Genomic DNA, 16798 nt, shown 5'->3' on the forward strand with positions numbered 1-16798 from the left:
GGGCATTTCCACAAATGCCCTTACCCGACCAATAGCAATGGACATGACATGAAGAACATTTTTCTATAATTGTAACCACTTCCTCGTTCATCCGAGCGCTCCACAGCCAGCAGAAGTGCCAACTTCACCGGCCTACCCAATACGCCGTCTGATCAGAAAATAGTGCAACCCTGGCTGCGTGATCGCTGCAGTTGTGGGCATTAATTACAGGTGTACTTTCGAAAGCCCTAACGCCGACCACATGGCCTGCAAGACTTTCAATCTCAGCACCCATCACTTAAGCAGCCCGCGCTCGCAAACAACCTAATCTGAAGAATATAGCATTTCAAATTTGCATTAAGGAGTTAAAACTGTGTGTAAACCCATTAAAGCACTCCTGGCCATCACTGCCACAGGTTTTATTGCCAGCAACGCCATCGCAGCCGACGGCACCGTGAACTTCTCCGGTGAAATTGTCGCGGCGTCCTGCAGCATCAGTGGCGGTGCAGGCACAAGCGTCAGTGGCGCGGCCGGAGATCAGGTTATTGACGTCAAGCTCGGCAAAATCAGCTCCAATTCGCTCAAGGGGGTAGCCGGTGGCGGAATCACGGCAGGCCAGGCTATCAACCTCAACCTCGATTGTGGCACGACCGCTGCCGACTTGACCGCAGTGACCATGCAATTTGATCCAAGTAGTGGTTCGGGCATCGACGGCAAGAATCCTAGCTTGCTGAGAACCGCCGGCACCGCTGCCGGTGTTGGCATCGGCATCTACAACACCGCCAACAAGCTACTGAACCTGTCGTCGAACGAAAGCATCAGAGGCGCTCTGTCAGGCGATGCGACAGCTGGCTACAAAGCCAGACTAAGTCTGCGTGCGGCCTATGTGGCCAATGGCTGGACAGTCAAGCCAGGTACTGCCACCGGTACTCTGCCGTTCACCCTGAGCTACGAATAATCCCGTCGAGTAACAAAGGGGTGTAGTTACACCCCTTAGCTATCTACAGAGTTGTCGATGAAAACGATGATGTTTGCAAAAGTGGCACTGCTCGGGGCGCTGACCTGCTTCAACTCGCTGGCCAATGCGGGAATCATGCTGGGCGGAACGCGGGTGCTGTACACCGAGCCTAGCAAGGAAGCCTCCATCTTGGTGATGAACCAGGGCGCGCAAGACATCATGATCCAGTCCTGGATCGAACCCGAGGTCAAAGATGGTGCGCAAAATGTGCCATTCGTGATAACACCAGCGCTCAGTCGTCTGGGAGGTAACAAACAGCAGTTGTTGCGAATTTTCTACTCCGGCGAGCATTTGCCAGGCGATAAAGAATCGCTGTTCAGGCTGAATGTTCAGGAAATCCCGCAGAAATCCAAAGACGACAACAGCCTGCAGATTGCGGTGCGCCAGCGACTGAAGCTGTTCTATCGGCCAGCCAGCCTGGTGGGCAAGCCCGATGAAGCCCCACAACAACTGCACTGGCGCCTAGTCGAACAGTCAGGCAAAGCGGCCGTTGAAATACGCAACCCTTCGGCGTTCCACGTCTCTTTCGCGAGCGTCACGCTGAACAACGGCTCAGCTAGCTACCCCGTCTCCGTCGGCATGATTGCCCCGGGCAAGACGCAAGTCTTCAACGTGCAAGGACTCCCCGCCGGTAAAACGGTCAAGCCCACGACCGTAGAATTCAGCAGCATTAATGATTACGGCGGTCATGACACTCACTCAATCAAACTGAGCCACTAGCACGCGTCGAACGCCACCTCTGGCTGAAACTAAGCACGGGCAAAGTCTAGACAGTTTATTAATGAAAATCTTGATTTCTGGCACTTTCAGAAGTCAGGCTGACGGGTGGGCACATGCCAACTTTAACGAAATTTAGGAAAGCCAGGAAATTTAACGCCGCCTTCCTTCCCGGAGTTTCGTGCGTCATAACCTTGGGGGTTACAGCACAAGCAGCGGCAACAGAGGTACAATTCAACGAACTGTTTTTGAACAAAGCAGGCACTTCGATTGACCTTAAATATTTTGAACAGGGCAATACGGTGCAACCCGGCACCTACAATGTTGATATCTATTTTAACCAGTCACTGTCGAAGCGTCAGGATATCAGCTTCATCCTCGACAGCAGCTCTGGTAAGGTAAAGCCGATCATCCGACTGGCACTGCTCGAAGAGTTAGGGAATCTCCGAACAAGCCTTCAGTTATGCGAGAATCCCCGCAACACCTGATCCGAGCCGCCCATGAGCCAGATGAGCTTTTCCGACTTTGAGTACGCCGGCAAGCGCAAGCAAACCCGCCGAGAGCGCTTCCTCGCCGAAATGGATCAGGTGGTGCCCTGGGCAGGCCTGCTGGAGCTGATCGAACCGTTCTACCCCAAGGCCGGCGGCGGTAGAAAACCCTATCCTCTGGAAACCATGCTGCGCATCCATCTGTTGCAGAACTGGTTCTCCCTGAGCGACCCGGCCATGGAGGAAGCGCTCTACGAAATCACGCCCATGCGCCAGTTCGCACGCCTGACGCTGAGCGCGCCAATCCCCGAAGACACCACGATCATGAACTTCCGGCACTTGCTGGAGAAGCATCAGCTCGCACCGGCAATCCTTGCGGTCATCAATGGTTATCTGCAGGAAAAAGGCCTGTCGCTGCGCCAAGGCACCATCGTCGATGCCACCATTATTCATGCCCCCAGCTCGACCAAAAATAAAGAAGGCAAGCGTGATCCCGAGATGCACCAGACCAAGAAAGGCGGTCAGTATTTCTTCGGGATGAAGGCGCACATCGGTGCCGATGTCGAGTCCGGCCTGGTGCATCACGTCCATGGCACCGCTGCCAATGTGGCCGATGTCACGCAGGTGGCTGAACTGCTGCATGGCGAAGAAAACGCCGTGTATGCAGATGCCGGTTACACCGGTGTCGAAAGGCGCGAAGAGCATGAAAATCGGGGGGTGATCTGGCAGATTGCAGCGCGTCGCAGCACCTATTCCAAGCTGAACCAGCGCAGCGTACTGTACAAAGCCAAGCGCAAGATCGAGTTCTGCAAGGCTCAGACACGGGCCAAGGTCGAGCATCCGTTTCGCGTGATCAAGCGGCAGTTTGGTTACGTGAAAATACGTTTTCGTGGGCTGATGAAAAACACGGCTCAGTTGACCACGCTGTTCGCCCTGGCAAACCTGTGGAGGGTTCGAAAACAGCTCATGGGTATGGGTGAGGTTCGCGTTTAACACGGAGAACCGGTCGAAAAAGCTCTCCGTACATGATTTTTCGGTCACTTTTCGTCCAATGACGCTGTAGGTGCCTGGAAAATTGCAACTTGCCGCGGCTGCACGACAAGTTGATCGGAGCATCCTTAGGGGTCGATATCCAGCGCCTGAAGAAAGATGGCGTTATTCCGACTAACGCCAACCCTTCACAGATCGTCGATCTGATGGCGTTGATCAAGGGCGCGACACTAGAGTTCGAGGTGACTCGCCTGGCCTTGGAAATCAGCGTGCCGCAGATTTACGTAAAACGTCAGGTGCACGGCTATGTTGACCCTTCCCTGTGGGATCAGGGCCTTACCGCCTTCTATACCGATTACCAGGCCAATTTCAGTCGTAACGACTCGAACGGCAATCGTAGCGACTATCGCTACCTTGGTCTGCGCAGCGGTTTCAACATCTCGGGCTGGCGCCTGCGCAACGAGTCTGCATGGACCGGCGGCACCGGCAGCAAAAGTACCTTTCGCAGCAACCGCAACTATGCCGAGCACGACCTGTCGAGTCTCAAGAGCAAGTTTGCCATTGGCGAACTCTACAGTCAGGGCGAGATATTCGATAGCGTGCGTTTTCGCGGCGCTCAGATCAATTCCGATATCGGCATGTTACCGGATAACGAGATCGGCTATGCGCCTGTAGTGCGTGGTATCGCGGAGACCAACGCGACCGTTGAGGTGCGGCAAAACGGCTATGTGATCTACTCCACGAGCGTGCCACCAGGAGCGTTTGAAATTGCCGACATCTACCCCAGTGGTTCCAGTGGTGATCTGACGATCAAGATCATCGAGGCTGATGGGCTGGTGAGAGAGTATTCGCAGGCCTACTCTTACCTGCCGGTAATGACCCGTCAAGGTAACTTCCGTTACAGCCTGGCTGCTGGTGAGTACGCCTATGACGGCCAGCCTTCGCCCAGATTCATCCAAGGCACAGTGGTATATGGATTATCGAACAACCTAACGACTTATGGCGGTGGATTAACGGCACAGGATTACAAAGCCGCAAACGTTGGCTTCGGGGTCAACTCGGGGATAGGCGGCTTTTCTTTTGATGTAACCAACAGTCAGTCAAAAGGCTTACAGGGCAACACTGATGAAGGTCAGAGCGCGCGGTTTCTCTACTCCAAGACTTTCAACGCGACCGATACGAGCTTCACGATGGCCGGTTACCGCTACTCAACCGCTGGCTATCGGACCTTCAGCCAGCACATCGATGACCTGACGTACTTCAACGAACAATCGTCCGGACGGCAAAAAAGCCGGTTAGACATGAACATCAACCAATCACTGGGACAACGTGGCTCGATGTACGCCAGCCTGGGCGAGAGCAGCTATTGGAACCGTCAGGGCCGAACGCGCAACTGGCAGTTCGGCTACAGCGGCACCCTGGCCTATGCCAGCTACAGCCTCGCCATCGCCCATACCGAAGGCTCTGGCGGACCGAACTCGGATACTCAGTTCACCGCGTCGCTGAGTATTCCATTGGGACGTAGCGACAGATCGCATCGTTTGTATGCCAATGCCCTGGCCTCACAGCACGGCGACTCCAGTGTGCAAAGTGGTGTTTCGGGATTTCTCAATGAGGGCAGTACGCTCAGCTATTCCGTCCAGACCGGGCACAGCAAGCAGAGCGGTAACTCCAGTGGCATCGGCCTGGGATGGGACACCCCTACTTCGCGGATCAATGGCAACTACAATCAGAGTCGCGACAACAAACACATGGACCTGAGTGCCGGTGGATCTGTGGTGGTGCACCAAGACGGCATCACCTTCGGCCAACCGCTGGGGGAAACCTTTGCGTTGATCGAGGTTCCTGACGTCTCTGGGGCCGGCGTGGACAGTTCAGCTTCCATTCGCACCGACCGTAAGGGATACGCCGTAGTGCCCTACGTTCAGCCCTATCGCTACAACTGGATCAACCTGGATACCACCACGCTGGGCAACAACACTGAAGTGAGCGAGAGCAGTGCCATGCTTGTGCCGACCCGTGGCGCCATCGTCAAAGCGCGCTACGCCTCCGTGCAAGGTCGGCGCGTACAATTTGACCTGAAGCAGGACAGTGGCCAGCCAATTCCCTTCGGTGCCCAAGCTCGTGACTCACAGGGCAAAGTGCTAGGCATCGTCGACAATCTGTCGAGACTTTTGGTGTTCGGCATTCATGATCAAGGCGTACTGGAGCTCAACTGGAGCTCAGGCAGTTGCAAGGCCGAATATCATCTAACTCCTGTGAAAAGAGATAGGGCCTATGAGCGCTTTGAGCTGCGCTGCCGCACGTCGTCAGCACAGTAATTAACTTTCACTGCTAGGAGATTAGAATGCGGCTATTGGTTGGGTTGATCGGAATTTTTGTGCTAGTTGAAAGTAGCTCATTATGGGCCGCTTGCAAATGGGATCAGGTGATGTCGGGATTTCGACCTGATCCGTACAATAGTGTTGTTGTTCCCCCGAGCATCACAATGAGCCTCACTCCAATCGGCGGTGTACTGGCCAGCTTTTCTGGGGGAGGGGCTAGGCTTGGTGTTGTTAATTGTGACCGGCTTGATAAGCTAGAAGCCATCTTGGACATCAAGGGGTTGGAGCCTGCAGGTATCATGGATGTCTATAAAACAAACGTTCAGGGTGTGGGTATCCGCATCACTGGATACGCCAACTCAAGGCTGGTGTGGACCCCGCCGCAGAAGACAATTGTCTATGACGAACCCAGATATGAAGCGAGCCCGACGAGCATAAAAGTCGAGTACATACGTACAGGCTTCGTGGTCGGGTCAGGAAAAGTAACCTCTGATTTCCGTGTCTTATTTAAAGCTCCCGGTATAAGTCCAAGCACAATAGAATTTGCCTCTTCGGCACAATCTAGCGAACTAATCAATGAAACGTATTTTACTAGTTGCGCGTCAACTACTAGCAACCTTAATGTATCAATGGGAAAGCAGCAAATTAAAATGATTGGCGCTAACACCTCGCCCAAGAAAGATTTTTCTTTTGAGGTGCGATGCCTTGGCTTAAAGCCAAATAAACCAGTTCCTATTAAGATATATTTTGAGGGCGATTCTCCAGGCGCCGGCAAACTAAATCTTTCTGGGGCTGGGCAGGAGGGTGTAGCCAGTGGCGTTCATATAGCGCTCACCACAAACAAGGGGAAAGTGCTACCCTTTAATAAAAACAACTCAATTGAGCTCGAGTGGTTACGCAGCGAAGCCATGGCAGAGGTCTACCGGTTTTCCGGCGTAGCACAGTATGCTCCGAGCCAGACGGGGAAGTTGAAACCAGGTCGGGGAGACGCGACCATGACCTACGTACTGGAATACAACTGATATTCCAAGAACTTATTACTTTAGAGCAAGGTGGCGGATTCCTTTCGGGCGCCTTGCAAACGACCGCCGGTGTGGCGGGTGGCATGGTGCTTGGTAACATGCTGATGGGGATGTTCCAGGACGATGGTGCTGGTCAACTCGAGAGCCAGGCACCTGCAAAAGAACCACCTGTGGCACAGGAAGAGCCGGTATCAGATGCCCACTATGCTGACGAGGGCTTCTTCGGTGGAGGAGACGACGAAGCGTTCGTTTAACTTCCTCAAGTGAGCACAACATGCAGGTCGTCAAAACCGGCATGTTGTGCCTGCTGACGACTGCTTCCCGTCAAAACAGGCAGGACGTTCAGCATTATTTAATGATTTGGATAATAAGTCCGGCCAATGCAGAGGCGTACAATACCTAGTCACACTCCGTTTGAATCGAAAGAGCGCTAGCGCAGCACCGACTGCAATCAGCGCAGGTGACCAATCGAAAGCGTCTTCAAATCCATTGGGCCAACGCATGTGGTAGCCGAAGGACAGCGCCAAGTTGAGGATCACGCCAACCGTACCCGCTGTGATTCTGGTCAGAAGGGCGGTGTACTTCCCACTGAGCACGGGCATACCGTCTCGCCTTGTACAAAGGACAGGAAACCGTTCGCCACTTTCGAATCGCACGAGCTTGATTTTATAAGGGTTCATTGTTTACAGAACCAATAGGTAAATAATAATTACCCCTGGATCACAATTCATCATTTCGCAAAAAAACGCAATAACCCTATTATTTTATTGGCCTTTTACTAAATAAGTTTACATGTAAGAAATGGTCATGCTGACTGCATTTTCAACGACCTGGCGGTCATCAGCCGCTACCTGCTGGAAGCAGGCCGGGTACACAGGGTGCTGATCTTCAACTGCGACGTGCACCAGGGTGACGCCACCGCGCGCATCCTGCACGACACGCCCGAGGCCATCACCGTGTCGCTGCACTGCGAGCAGAACTTCCCCGCCCGCAAGGCACAAAGCGACTGGGACATCCCCCTGCCCCGAGGCATGGGCGACACTGCCTACCTGAAGGTGGTGGACGACGCCCTGGGCTACCTGCAACTGACCGACGCAGGCGTTGCCGCCCGTGACGAAGCCGTGCTGCGCCACTGCCTGAGCCGCGATATCCCGGTGATGGGCGTGATCGGCGGAGGCTACAGCAAGGACCGCACAGCCTTGGCCAGACGCCACGGCATCCTTCACCACAGCGCGGCACGTGTCATAGGTTGTTCACAATGACTGTGGAACCGCTTGTGGATAACCTGCGCGAAAGGCGCTGTAGCCCTTTACTGGCAAGGCCTGCATAACACTGGCTATTTTTTGATCAGTGCTACCATGGGCAGCGCTGCGGTAGAATGCGCCTCTTTTCCACAGCCTGCTGCCCACCATGCCCGATCTGACCCCCGCATCCCCTCACCCCGCTGTCGTCATCGGTGGCGGCCCCGCCGGCCTGATGGCTGCCGAAGCACTGGCCAAGGCAGGCCTGGCGGTCGAGGTGTTCGATGCCATGCCTTCAGTGGGCCGCAAGTTCCTGCTGGCAGGTGTCGGCGGCATGAACATCACCCATTCCGAGCCCTACCCGGCGTTCGTGGCACGCTATGCCGAACGCCAAGGCGAAATCGGGGCCCTGCTACGCGAATTCGATGCTGCCGCGTTGTGCCAGTGGATTCATGGTTTGGGCATCGAAACCTTCGTCGGCACCTCGGGCCGGGTGTTCCCCACCGACATGAAAGCCGCACCGTTGCTGCGTGCCTGGCTCAAGCGCCTGCGCGATTGGGCTGCGCAGCAGCCCCAAAATTTCAGCGCAGATGCACACATTGCTGGGGCTGCTGCGCAGCCCAATCGCGACACAAGGCCGCTCCCACAAAGGGCCGGTACCGGCGCAAGAAACAGGTACTCCCATTGCAGTCACCCGTCATGGCAAGATCAGCACTGGCCCTGATTGCGACCCCATCCATGCCGTTGCCGTTGATCTACCACGAAGATTACAGCCCGGAGTTCCCCGCTGAACACCGCTTCCCGATGGACAAGTTCCGCCTGCTGCACGACCACCTGGTCGGCAGCGGGCTGACCACCGACCAGGCCCTGCTGCGCCCGGACATCTGCCCCAACGACATCCTCGCCCTGGCCCATGACCGCAGCTACATTGAGCGCTACATGAACGGCGAACTGTCGCGCGAGGACCAGCGCCGCCTCGGCCTGCCCTGGAGCGAGGCCCTGGCCCGGCGGACCGTGCGCGCTGTCGGGGGCTCACTGCTGACTGCCGAGATGGCACTTCAGCACGGCATCGCCTGCCACCTCGCCGGTGGCACCCACCACGCCCATTACGACCACCCCGCCGGCTTCTGCATTTTCAACGACCTGGCGGTCATCAGCCGCTACCTGCTGGAAGCAGGCCGGGTACACCGGGTGCTGATCTTCGACTGCGACGTGCACCAGGGTGACGGCACCGCGCGCATCCTGCACGACACGCCCGAGGCCATCACCGTGTCGCTGCACTGCGAGCAGAACTTCCCCGCCCGCAAGGCACAAAGCGACTGGGACATCCCCCTGCCCCGAGGCATGGGCGACACTGCCTACCTGAAGGTGGTGGACGACGCCCTCAACTACCTGTTGCCGCTTTATCAACCCGACCTGGTGCTGTATGACGCCGGTGTCGATGTGCACAAGGACGACGCCCTGGGCTACCTGCAGCTGACCGACGCAGGCGTTGCCGCCCGTGACGAAGCCGTGCTGCGCCACTGCCTGGGCCGCGATATCCCGGTGATGGGCGTGATCGGCGGAGGCTACAGCAAGGACCGCACAGCCTTGGCCAGACGCCACGGCATCCTTCACCACAGCGCGGCACGTGTCATAGGTTGTTCACAATGACTGTGGAACCGCTTGTGGATAACCTGCGCGAAAGGCGCTGTAGCCCTTTACTGGCAAGGCCTGTATAACACTGGCTATTTTTTGATCAGTGCTTCCATGGGCAGCGCTGCGGTAGAATGCGCCTCTTTTCCACAGCCTGCTGCCCACCATGCCCGATCTGACCCCCGCATCCCCTCCCCCCGCTGTCGTCATCGGTGGCGGCCCCGCCGGCCTGATGGCTGCCGAAGCACTGGCCAAGGCAGGCCTGGCGGTCGAGGTGTTCGATGCCATGCCTTCAGTGGGCCGCAAGTTCCTGCTGGCGGGCGTCGGCGGCATGAACATCACCCATTCCGAGCCCTACCCGGCGTTCGTAGCACGCTATGCCGAACGCCAAGGCGAAATCGGGGCCCTGCTACGCGACTTCGATGCTGACGCGTTGCGCCAGTGGATTCATGGTTTGGGCATCGAAACCTTCGTCGGCACCTCGGGCCGGGTGTTCCCCACCGACATGAAAGCCGCACCGTTGCTGCGTGCCTGGCTCAAGCGCCTGCGCGACAACGGGGTAGTTATCCACACCCGCCATCGCTGGCTGGGCTGGAACACCGATGGCAGCTTGCGAATTGCTTATCCACAGGGCGAACGGCAGGTGAAAGCCTCGGTCGTGGTGCTGGCGCTGGGTGGCGCCAGCTGGGCGCGCTTGGGTTCTGACGGCAGCTGGCAACCGCTGCTGGCAGAACGGGCTGTGGATATCTCGCCTTTGCAGCCGAGCAACTGCGGTTTTGAAGTAGAGGGCTGGAGCGCGCTGCTCAAGGACAAGTTCGCGGGCGCACCGCTGAAGAACATCGCCCTCAGCGTCCCGGGCAGCGCACCGCGCAAGGGCGAGTTCATCCTCACCGCCCACGGTGTGGAAGGCAGCCTGGTGTACGCCTGGTCGGCACCGGTACGCGAGGCCATCCACCGTGAAGGCCGCGGGGTGTTGTTGCTCGACCTGCTGCCGGACAAGCCTGTGGACAAGATTGCCCAGGCATTGGCCAAACCACGCGGTTCACGCTCCATGGCCAAGCACCTGCACAGCCAGCTGGGGATTGATGGGGTCAAGGCCGCACTGCTGCGCGAACTGACCGATCAGGCGACCTTTGCCGACGTTGATGCTTTGGCCCGGGCCATCAAGGCATTGCCCATCACCCTGGTACGCACGCGGCCGCTGGATGAAGCGATCAGCAGTGCCGGCGGGGTCCGCTTCGAGGGGCTGGATGAGGGGTTGATGGTCAAGGCCGTGCCGGGGGTGTTCTGTGCCGGCGAGATGCTGGACTGGGAGGCGCCGACCGGGGGTTATCTGCTCACGGCGTGCTTTGCCAGCGGCTTGCGTGCCGGGCGGGCAGCGGCGGACTGGGTGCGGGCTTCCTGACAGCTTGCCAGGGCGGCTTCCACAAGTACTGCGTCAATCCAGATTGCGCAGCCCATGTGGGAGCAACTGTCTTGCTCAATTTCTGGAAGCTGGCGCGATCCGTGTGGGAGCGGCCTTGCGTCGCGAAAGGGCTGCACAGCAGCCCCGGGGTTTCAGCGTCGATGCAAATAATGCCGGGGCCGCTTCGCGGCCCTTTCGCGACACAAGGCCGCTCCCACAGGCCGGTGTTCAGCCTCAGCCCAGCGCAGTGTAGAGAAACATCATCACCGCAAACCCGCCCATCAACCCTGGGTAATGGAGCTGGGTGCAGCGCTGGGCATCAAGGTCGAGCCGGCGCTGGAAGCCCTGAAAGTCGCCGTACACATCTAAAGCCTGGCGCAGTCCTTGTGGGAGCGGCCTTGCGTCGCGAATGGGCCGCAAAGCGGCCCCAAAGCCTCAAGGCTTGCGCTTGCGCGGCCCACCATTGAAGCTCGGCACCTTGCGTACAGCCTTCACCGCCGGTTCCGCACTGCCGGCTTCACTGCTGTCCATCCAGCGCCCCAGCCCGCGCTTGGCGCTGTTTTCTTTCGGCTTCTTGGGTTTCTTCGGTTTCTTGATAACCTGCCCACTGGCATCGGTCATCGGTACTCGGTGCTCGGGGATGAAATCCGGCTCTTCATGACGCGGCAGGGTCTGCCGGGTCAGCACCTCGATAGCCGCCAGCAGTTGCACTTCATCCGCACACACCAGCGAAATCGCCTCGCCCTTGTTGCCCGCCCGCCCGGTACGCCCGATGCGGTGCACGTAGTCTTCGGCAACGATCGGCAGGTCAAGGTTGACGACCAGCGGCAAGTCATCGATATCCAGGCCACGGGCCGCCACATCGGTCGCCACCAGCACTTGCACCTCACGGGCCTTGAAGCTGTCCAGCGCACGCTGGCGGGTCGCCTGTGGGCGATCACCGTGGATGCCGTCGGCATTCACACCTTCGGCCAGCAAGCGCTCCACCAGCTGATCGACGCCATTGCGGGTCTTGGCGAACACCAGCACCTGCTTCCAGCGCTGCTTGCGCAGCAGGTGGCAGAACAGGTCGGCCTTGCGCTTCTTGTCCACAGGCACCAGCCACTGCTTGACGCTGGTGGCCGTGGCGTTGCGCGGGCTCACTTCGATACTGAGCGGGTCATTCAGCGCCAGCCCCGCCAGCATGCGAATCTGATCGGAAAAGGTGGCGGAAAACAGCAGCGTCTGGCGCTTGCGCGGCAGTGCCGCATACACCGACTGCAGCTCTTCGGCAAAGCCCAGGTCAAGCATGCGGTCGGCTTCATCCAGCACCAGGGTCTGCACCTGGTTGAACTTCACGGCGTTCTGCCGGAACAGGTCGAGCAAGCGGCCAGGGGTAGCCACCAGCAGGTCGACACCCCGGCGCAGGCGCATCATCTGTGGATTGATACTGACCCCGCCATACACCGCGTAAGTACTCAGCGGCAGGTTCTCGGCGTATTCGCGCACGTTGTTGTGCACCTGCTCGGCCAGCTCGCGAGTGGGTACCAGCACCAAGGCGCGGATCGAGTTGCTGGCCACCTTCTCGCCCTCCAGCGCCAGGCGCTGCAGCACAGGCAGGGCAAAGCCTGCGGTCTTGCCGGTACCGGTCTGGGCTGCGGCCATCAGGTCGCGGCCGGCCAGCACGGCGGGGATGGCTTTGGCCTGCACCGGGGTCGGGGTGGTGTAGTCCAGTTGCTGCAGCGTGCGCAGCAGCGGTTCGATCAGGCCGAGTTTGGCGAAATTCATGGCAATACCGTCAGGGGGTTCAGCGAAGGCGGCAAGTTTACCGCATCGGCCCCTGGGGCAGCGGCAAGGTCTTGCTCCACACCGAGCCGAACGCCCAGGACGCTGCCGCGAAGATGATCAGCGCCGCACCTATCGGGCTTGCCTGCAGATTGGAGCCCAGGTTCAGCAGGCCGATGCCCACCAGCCCAAGGGCTATCCCCGCCCATTCCAGCTTCGAATTGCGGTGCCCGAACAACAGGCCGAACAGCAAGGTGAACAGCGGCACCGTCGCCACCGCCAAAGCCGCCACGCCCGAAGCCACGCCGGCATGCTCGGCCACGGTCACCCCGCCGTTGCCACAGCTGAGCAACAAGAAACCGATCGCCCCTGCCGCCCGCCATTGTGGCCAGGTAGGTGCCGGCACGCCGCGCCAACGCAGGAAGCCGTACAGCAGGCCACCGGCGATCAGGAAGCGCACACCGGCCATGAGCATCGGAGGCCAGCTCTCGACGCCGATGCGAATGAACAGGTAAGTGGAACCCCAGACCAGATAAAGGGCCAGGAAGGCGCCAATCAGCAGCAGCGGGAAACGACGGGAGGCAGGCATGGGGAAAACTCGAAATCCGTTTACGGGTGCCTCAGTTTAACGGCCTGCCTGGGTGAAGGGACGTTACAGAACGGGTGCAAATGAGCGGCACAATTCTGGTGCATCCGGTGTGGTTGGCTTATCGCCTGGGACGATCACCTGCCAGCCCCTGACCGTACTTGGCCAGCGCTTCGCGCACTTTCGCAGCCGGGGTCTTCTGCAGCCGGCAAAGCAGCTCGTGCGACAGTTGCTGAACCCCGTGGTCCTGGTGCAACACACCCGCCAGATGCTGCAGCAGGTTGGCGGCCATTTCGGCATCGGCCATGGCCCGGTGCGCGGTCCCCGTGTCTGGCAACCCAGCCCAGCGTGTCAAAGTGCCCAGCTTGTGGTTCGGCGCGGCGGGCAGCAGGCGCCGTGACAGCAACAGGGAACACGCGAAGGGCTGGCTGCGGCTGCGGCCAATACGGCTCAGCTCGTAATCCCAGAACTTCTGGTCGAAAGCAGCGTTGTGCGCCAACAATGGGGTGCCACCGACGAACTCGGCCACCTCGTTCATCACTTTCTCCACCGGCGGCGCACTGCGCAGCATGGCGGTGGTGATGCCGGTCAGCCCTGCGACGAAGGCCGGCACCGGCACGCCAGCGTTCATCAGGCTCTGGTAGCGCTCGACAATGCGCCCACCCTCAAGCATTACCACCGCCACCTCGGTGGCACGGCAGCCGGTACCGGGGGAAATGCCGGTGGTTTCAAAGTCGATGACAGCGATACGTTCCATGAAAAGACCTTAGTGTTTGAGCAACAGCGCGCCTTCGATGGGCACGTAGCGGGTGGCAGCACGGATCAGTGACAACGCCGTCAGCCCCGGCACGCCATACACCACCGCTTCGGTGCCATGGCGCTGGATTACCCGCTCCAGCAGCAGGTCGAAGTCACCGTCACCGGAGGCCAGCACCACCTGGTCGACCCGGCTGGCCGCGTCGATCACATCCAGGGTAATGCCCACATCCCAGTCACCTTTGGCCGAGCCATCGCTGCGCTGGATGAACGGTTTGAGGCGCACATCGAAACCGAGGTTGCGCAAGATCTGCTGGAACTGCTGCTGTTTGCTGTCGCCACGGTCGATGGCATAGGCCACGGCCTCGACGATCTGGCCTTCGCGGCTGACATCGGCCCACAGGGCCGTGTAGTTGAAATGGCAGCCGTGGGCCTGGCGCACGGTGTAATAGAGGTTCTGCACATCGGCGAACAGCGCGATCTTTTTCACCTGGGAACCTCATTTTTGGCCTGGAGTGCTGGGGGGGCTGCTGCGCAGACCTTCGCGGACACGCCCGCTCCCACAGGTATCGCGCGTACACCTGTGGGAGCGGGCGTGCCCGCGAAGGGGCGCAAAGCGCCCCCGGAAATGCCAGCAGTATGCCAGACCTGTCAGACGTAAGAATCGTCGTCCGAGAAGAACCCACCGTCATCGCTGCCAAAACCACCGTCGGCGTATCCGCCCTGGTCACTGCCCCAGCCACCGTTGTCAGCCACTTGCTGCTGCCCGCCCTGGTCGTTCCAGCCGCCACTGTCGCTGGCTGGCGCCGGCTCTTCCTTGATGACCTCGACCACTTCTTCCGGTTGCGAGTTGTGGTTGAACAGGCTGCTGATACCCTGCGCCAGCAGCACACCACCGGCCACACCGGCGGCGGTCTGCATAGCCCCGCCAAGGAAGCTGCTGGCCCCGCTGCGCGCAGGCGCGGCGCCATAGCCAGGCTGCGGCGCCTGAGGTTGGCCAAAACCAGGGGCCGACGGCTCGCGCCAGCCACCACCGGACGCTACAGGGGGCGCCGAAGGGCGCTGTGGCTGCACCGCCGGCGCTGCGTTGCGCCCACCCGAACCAAAGATGCTGGACAAGAAACCACCCCCGCCATTGCTCGGCGCACTGCTGGTGGCTTGTGCCGCCTGAGCCTGGGCACGGGCCTGCTGCAGCTCGGCTTCCAGCTGCTTGTTCTGTTCGTCGAGGCGCTTGATCGCGGCCTCCTGCACCAAAATCGCCTGGGCCATGTAGTAAGGCGCCGCCGGTTGCTGACGCACGTGCTGCTCGATGCACGCCTGGGCTTGCGCGTCACGCGGCTGGCTCGGGTCTTCGGCTTGCTTGAGGCGGCCGAACAGGCCGTCAATCAGGGTTTGTTCTTCAGTGTTCATGGGGCGACCTCGTGGGGTAGCGGGACATCGGACAGCGTCAAAGATGGGGCGTACAGGCGCGGGATTCAATCACTGCTGCGGTGAAACTTTTTTCAGCAAGTGACAGCCCCAGGCCTGCTTTGGGCTAAAGTTAGGCCCCTGTTTTTACTGCCATGCGATGTTGACTGATGAATCCGCTGAGCGTTTTGCGCGACTCCTTGTACTTCTTCCGCCGTCACCTGCCAAACATCCTGCAGCTGTGCCTGCCGCTGGTGGTGGTGGAAGCCCTGGTTACCCAATTGCTGTACCGGCAGCTGGGCGACCAGGCATCACCGGCCTACGGCATGCTGGTCAGCCTGTTGTTCTACCCGCTGTACAGCGCAGCCCTGATCCTGTACCTGGACACGCGCAGCAACGGCCAGGAAATCGCCAAGCGCGACCTGTTCGCCCGCGCCCTGCAGCTGTGGCCGCAACTGGCCCTGCTGATCCTGATCAGCTCGCTACTGATCATGGCCGGCCTTGCGCTGTTCATCTTCCCGGGGGTGTGGATCATGATCAACCTGGTGTTCGCCGAGTACCTGCTGGTGCTGCGCGGCCGGCCGGTGGTACAGGCGATGCGCGACAGCGCAAGCATGACCACCGGGCATTTCATGCGCATCATGATCTGCGTGGTAGGCGTGCTAGCACCGATCTGGCTGATCGACGGGCTGCTGCTGATGGCCTTCCCCGAGCCATCACCTGGGATGGAACTGGCCATGGACAGCCTCAGCGGCTTCCTGCAACTGTTCAGCACCGTGGTGCTGTATCGCCTGTTCATGTTGCTGGAAGGCGAAGCCAGCACCTGAGGCCACCGGGGAATGTTTTCGGCCTGCCGGGCTGCCCAGCCTTGGCGCCAGAGTGCACATCCTCAATGCTGTTCTAGGAGTGCACCATGAACGAAACCATTCAGGCCAGGTACGCCAGGTCTTTTCGCGGCAAGTTGTACATGCGCGCCGTCGACCGGGACATCCCACTACGCCTCAGCCGCAGTTCAGACAAGTTCAGCTGGGGCATTACCCCAGAGGATGACTGGTTGCAGGCGGGGGGAAGGCAGGACTCGCCGGTGATGGACTTTCATTACCACTCGCGGACCAACGATCGCCTGCACTACCGCATCAGCATGCCTGGGCGCCCGGAGACCAAGAAACTAGGGGTCAGCCGCAATGGTTATCTGGGCTTTTACTGGCATGCAGACGTTAGCGAATACTGGAAAATCGAGCCGCTGGCGCTGACAGATGAAGGCCTTGTCTGCCATCTGCGCGACCAGCGGGGCTACAGGGTCGGCGCCCTCACGGATACGCCGCACAGGAGTGGGGAGTGGGTAGCCTTGCTCAACGTCGAGGAAGGCGAAGTGATCACTTTCCTATTGAGGCAAGCAGATCAAGCTTCACTGGCGGGTGCAATACGATGAATGGCACGACCACTGACACGTCGTGCCCAGCACA

The 16798-nt window shown here is 59.3% G+C and carries 16 protein-coding genes and 4 pseudogenes; 13 read left to right on the top strand and 7 right to left on the bottom strand.

The annotated features are described in order from the left end of the window. Positions 1–352: 352 nt before the first annotated feature. The 7 genes from KW568_RS25455 to KW568_RS25485 all read left to right on the top strand — a co-directional run bounded on the left by KW568_RS25455 (position 353) and on the right by KW568_RS25485 (position 6792). A complete protein-coding gene (locus KW568_RS25455) occupies positions 353–937 on the top strand; it encodes a fimbrial protein (protein WP_003249837.1) in 585 nt (194 codons plus the stop codon). Positions 938–994: 57 nt separating this feature from the next. After that, on the top strand, positions 995–1717 hold the full coding sequence (locus KW568_RS25460; protein ID WP_033725390.1) for a molecular chaperone: 723 nt from the start codon (positions 995–997) through the stop codon (positions 1715–1717). Between the two features lie 113 nt (positions 1718–1830). Beyond that, on the top strand, positions 1831–2202 hold the full coding sequence (locus KW568_RS25465; RefSeq protein WP_259537141.1) for a FimD/PapC N-terminal domain-containing protein: 372 nt from the start codon (positions 1831–1833) through the stop codon (positions 2200–2202). A 12-nt stretch (positions 2203–2214) separates the two neighbouring features. Then, positions 2215–3195 (top strand): IS5-like element ISPa41 family transposase, encoded by a 981-nt coding sequence (locus KW568_RS25470; protein ID WP_003117291.1) that lies wholly within the window; start codon positions 2215–2217, stop codon positions 3193–3195. Between the two features lie 89 nt (positions 3196–3284). Beyond that, the gene (locus tag KW568_RS25475) at positions 3285–5513 is read left to right on the top strand and encodes a fimbria/pilus outer membrane usher protein (RefSeq protein ID WP_259537144.1); all 2229 of its coding nucleotides are present in this window, start codon (positions 3285–3287) and stop codon (positions 5511–5513) included. A 26-nt stretch (positions 5514–5539) separates the two neighbouring features. After that, entirely contained in the window at positions 5540–6538 is a 999-nt protein-coding gene (locus KW568_RS25480; protein ID WP_003249830.1) for a fimbrial protein, read from the top strand. 14 nt (positions 6539–6552) lie between these two features. After that, complete coding sequence (locus KW568_RS25485) at positions 6553–6792, top strand: DUF2076 family protein (RefSeq protein WP_227743111.1); 240 nt, start codon at positions 6553–6555, stop codon at positions 6790–6792. 94 nt (positions 6793–6886) lie between these two features. On the opposite strand, the pseudogene KW568_RS25490 reads toward KW568_RS25485, so the two are convergent. Next, positions 6887–7122, bottom strand: a pseudogene (locus KW568_RS25490) (chromate transporter); the annotation flags it as partial. Between the two features lie 231 nt (positions 7123–7353). On the opposite strand from KW568_RS25490, the pseudogene KW568_RS25495 reads away from it, so the two are divergent. The 4 genes and pseudogenes from KW568_RS25495 to KW568_RS25510 form a co-directional block, all read left to right on the top strand. Continuing rightward, positions 7354–7800: pseudogene (locus KW568_RS25495) on the top strand (histone deacetylase); the annotation flags it as partial. A gap of 148 nt (positions 7801–7948) precedes the next feature. Beyond that, a pseudogene (locus KW568_RS25500) lies at positions 7949–8335 on the top strand (NAD(P)/FAD-dependent oxidoreductase); the annotation flags it as partial. Between the two features lie 182 nt (positions 8336–8517). Next, positions 8518–9432 carry a histone deacetylase gene (locus KW568_RS25505; protein WP_004576004.1) on the top strand — a complete coding sequence of 305 codons (915 nt, stop codon included), beginning with the start codon at positions 8518–8520 and terminating at the stop codon, positions 9430–9432. 148 nt (positions 9433–9580) lie between these two features. Next, a complete protein-coding gene (locus KW568_RS25510) occupies positions 9581–10819 on the top strand; it encodes a TIGR03862 family flavoprotein (protein ID WP_103518006.1) in 1239 nt (412 codons plus the stop codon). Between the two features lie 234 nt (positions 10820–11053). On the opposite strand, the gene KW568_RS25515 is transcribed toward KW568_RS25510, so the two are convergent. The 6 genes and pseudogenes from KW568_RS25515 to KW568_RS25540 form a co-directional block, all read right to left on the bottom strand. Continuing rightward, positions 11054–11182: a hypothetical protein gene (locus tag KW568_RS25515; RefSeq protein WP_256873205.1), complete on the bottom strand. Its 129-nt coding sequence runs from the start codon at positions 11180–11182 to the stop codon at positions 11054–11056. A gap of 72 nt (positions 11183–11254) precedes the next feature. Next, entirely contained in the window at positions 11255–12586 is a 1332-nt protein-coding gene (locus tag KW568_RS25520) for a DEAD/DEAH box helicase (RefSeq protein WP_003249817.1), read from the bottom strand. 43 nt (positions 12587–12629) lie between these two features. Then, a pseudogene (gene yedA, locus KW568_RS25525) lies at positions 12630–13172 on the bottom strand (drug/metabolite exporter YedA); the annotation flags it as partial. Between the two features lie 118 nt (positions 13173–13290). Next, a complete protein-coding gene (locus tag KW568_RS25530) occupies positions 13291–13926 on the bottom strand; it encodes a PolC-type DNA polymerase III (RefSeq protein ID WP_004576857.1) in 636 nt (211 codons plus the stop codon). A 9-nt stretch (positions 13927–13935) separates the two neighbouring features. Continuing rightward, positions 13936–14415, bottom strand: coding sequence for an NYN domain-containing protein (locus KW568_RS25535; RefSeq protein ID WP_004576858.1), 480 nt, complete (start codon positions 14413–14415; stop codon positions 13936–13938). A 161-nt stretch (positions 14416–14576) separates the two neighbouring features. Then, positions 14577–15335 carry a DUF2076 domain-containing protein gene (locus KW568_RS25540; protein ID WP_003249808.1) on the bottom strand — a complete coding sequence of 253 codons (759 nt, stop codon included), beginning with the start codon at positions 15333–15335 and terminating at the stop codon, positions 14577–14579. A gap of 167 nt (positions 15336–15502) precedes the next feature. Here KW568_RS25540 and KW568_RS25545 point away from each other — a divergent pair, with 167 nt between their 5' ends. Both KW568_RS25545 and KW568_RS25550 read left to right on the top strand, forming a co-directional pair. Then, positions 15503–16159: a YciC family protein gene (locus KW568_RS25545; RefSeq protein WP_004576859.1), complete on the top strand. Its 657-nt coding sequence runs from the start codon at positions 15503–15505 to the stop codon at positions 16157–16159. Positions 16160–16245: 86 nt separating this feature from the next. Further along, complete coding sequence (locus KW568_RS25550; protein WP_003249804.1) at positions 16246–16764, top strand: hypothetical protein; 519 nt, start codon at positions 16246–16248, stop codon at positions 16762–16764. The last annotated feature ends 34 nt before the right edge of the window (positions 16765–16798 follow it).

The sequence above is a fragment of the Pseudomonas sp. HD6515 genome (genome assembly GCF_024971855.1).
Taxonomy (GTDB): Bacteria; Pseudomonadota; Gammaproteobacteria; order Pseudomonadales; family Pseudomonadaceae; genus Aquipseudomonas; species Aquipseudomonas alloputida.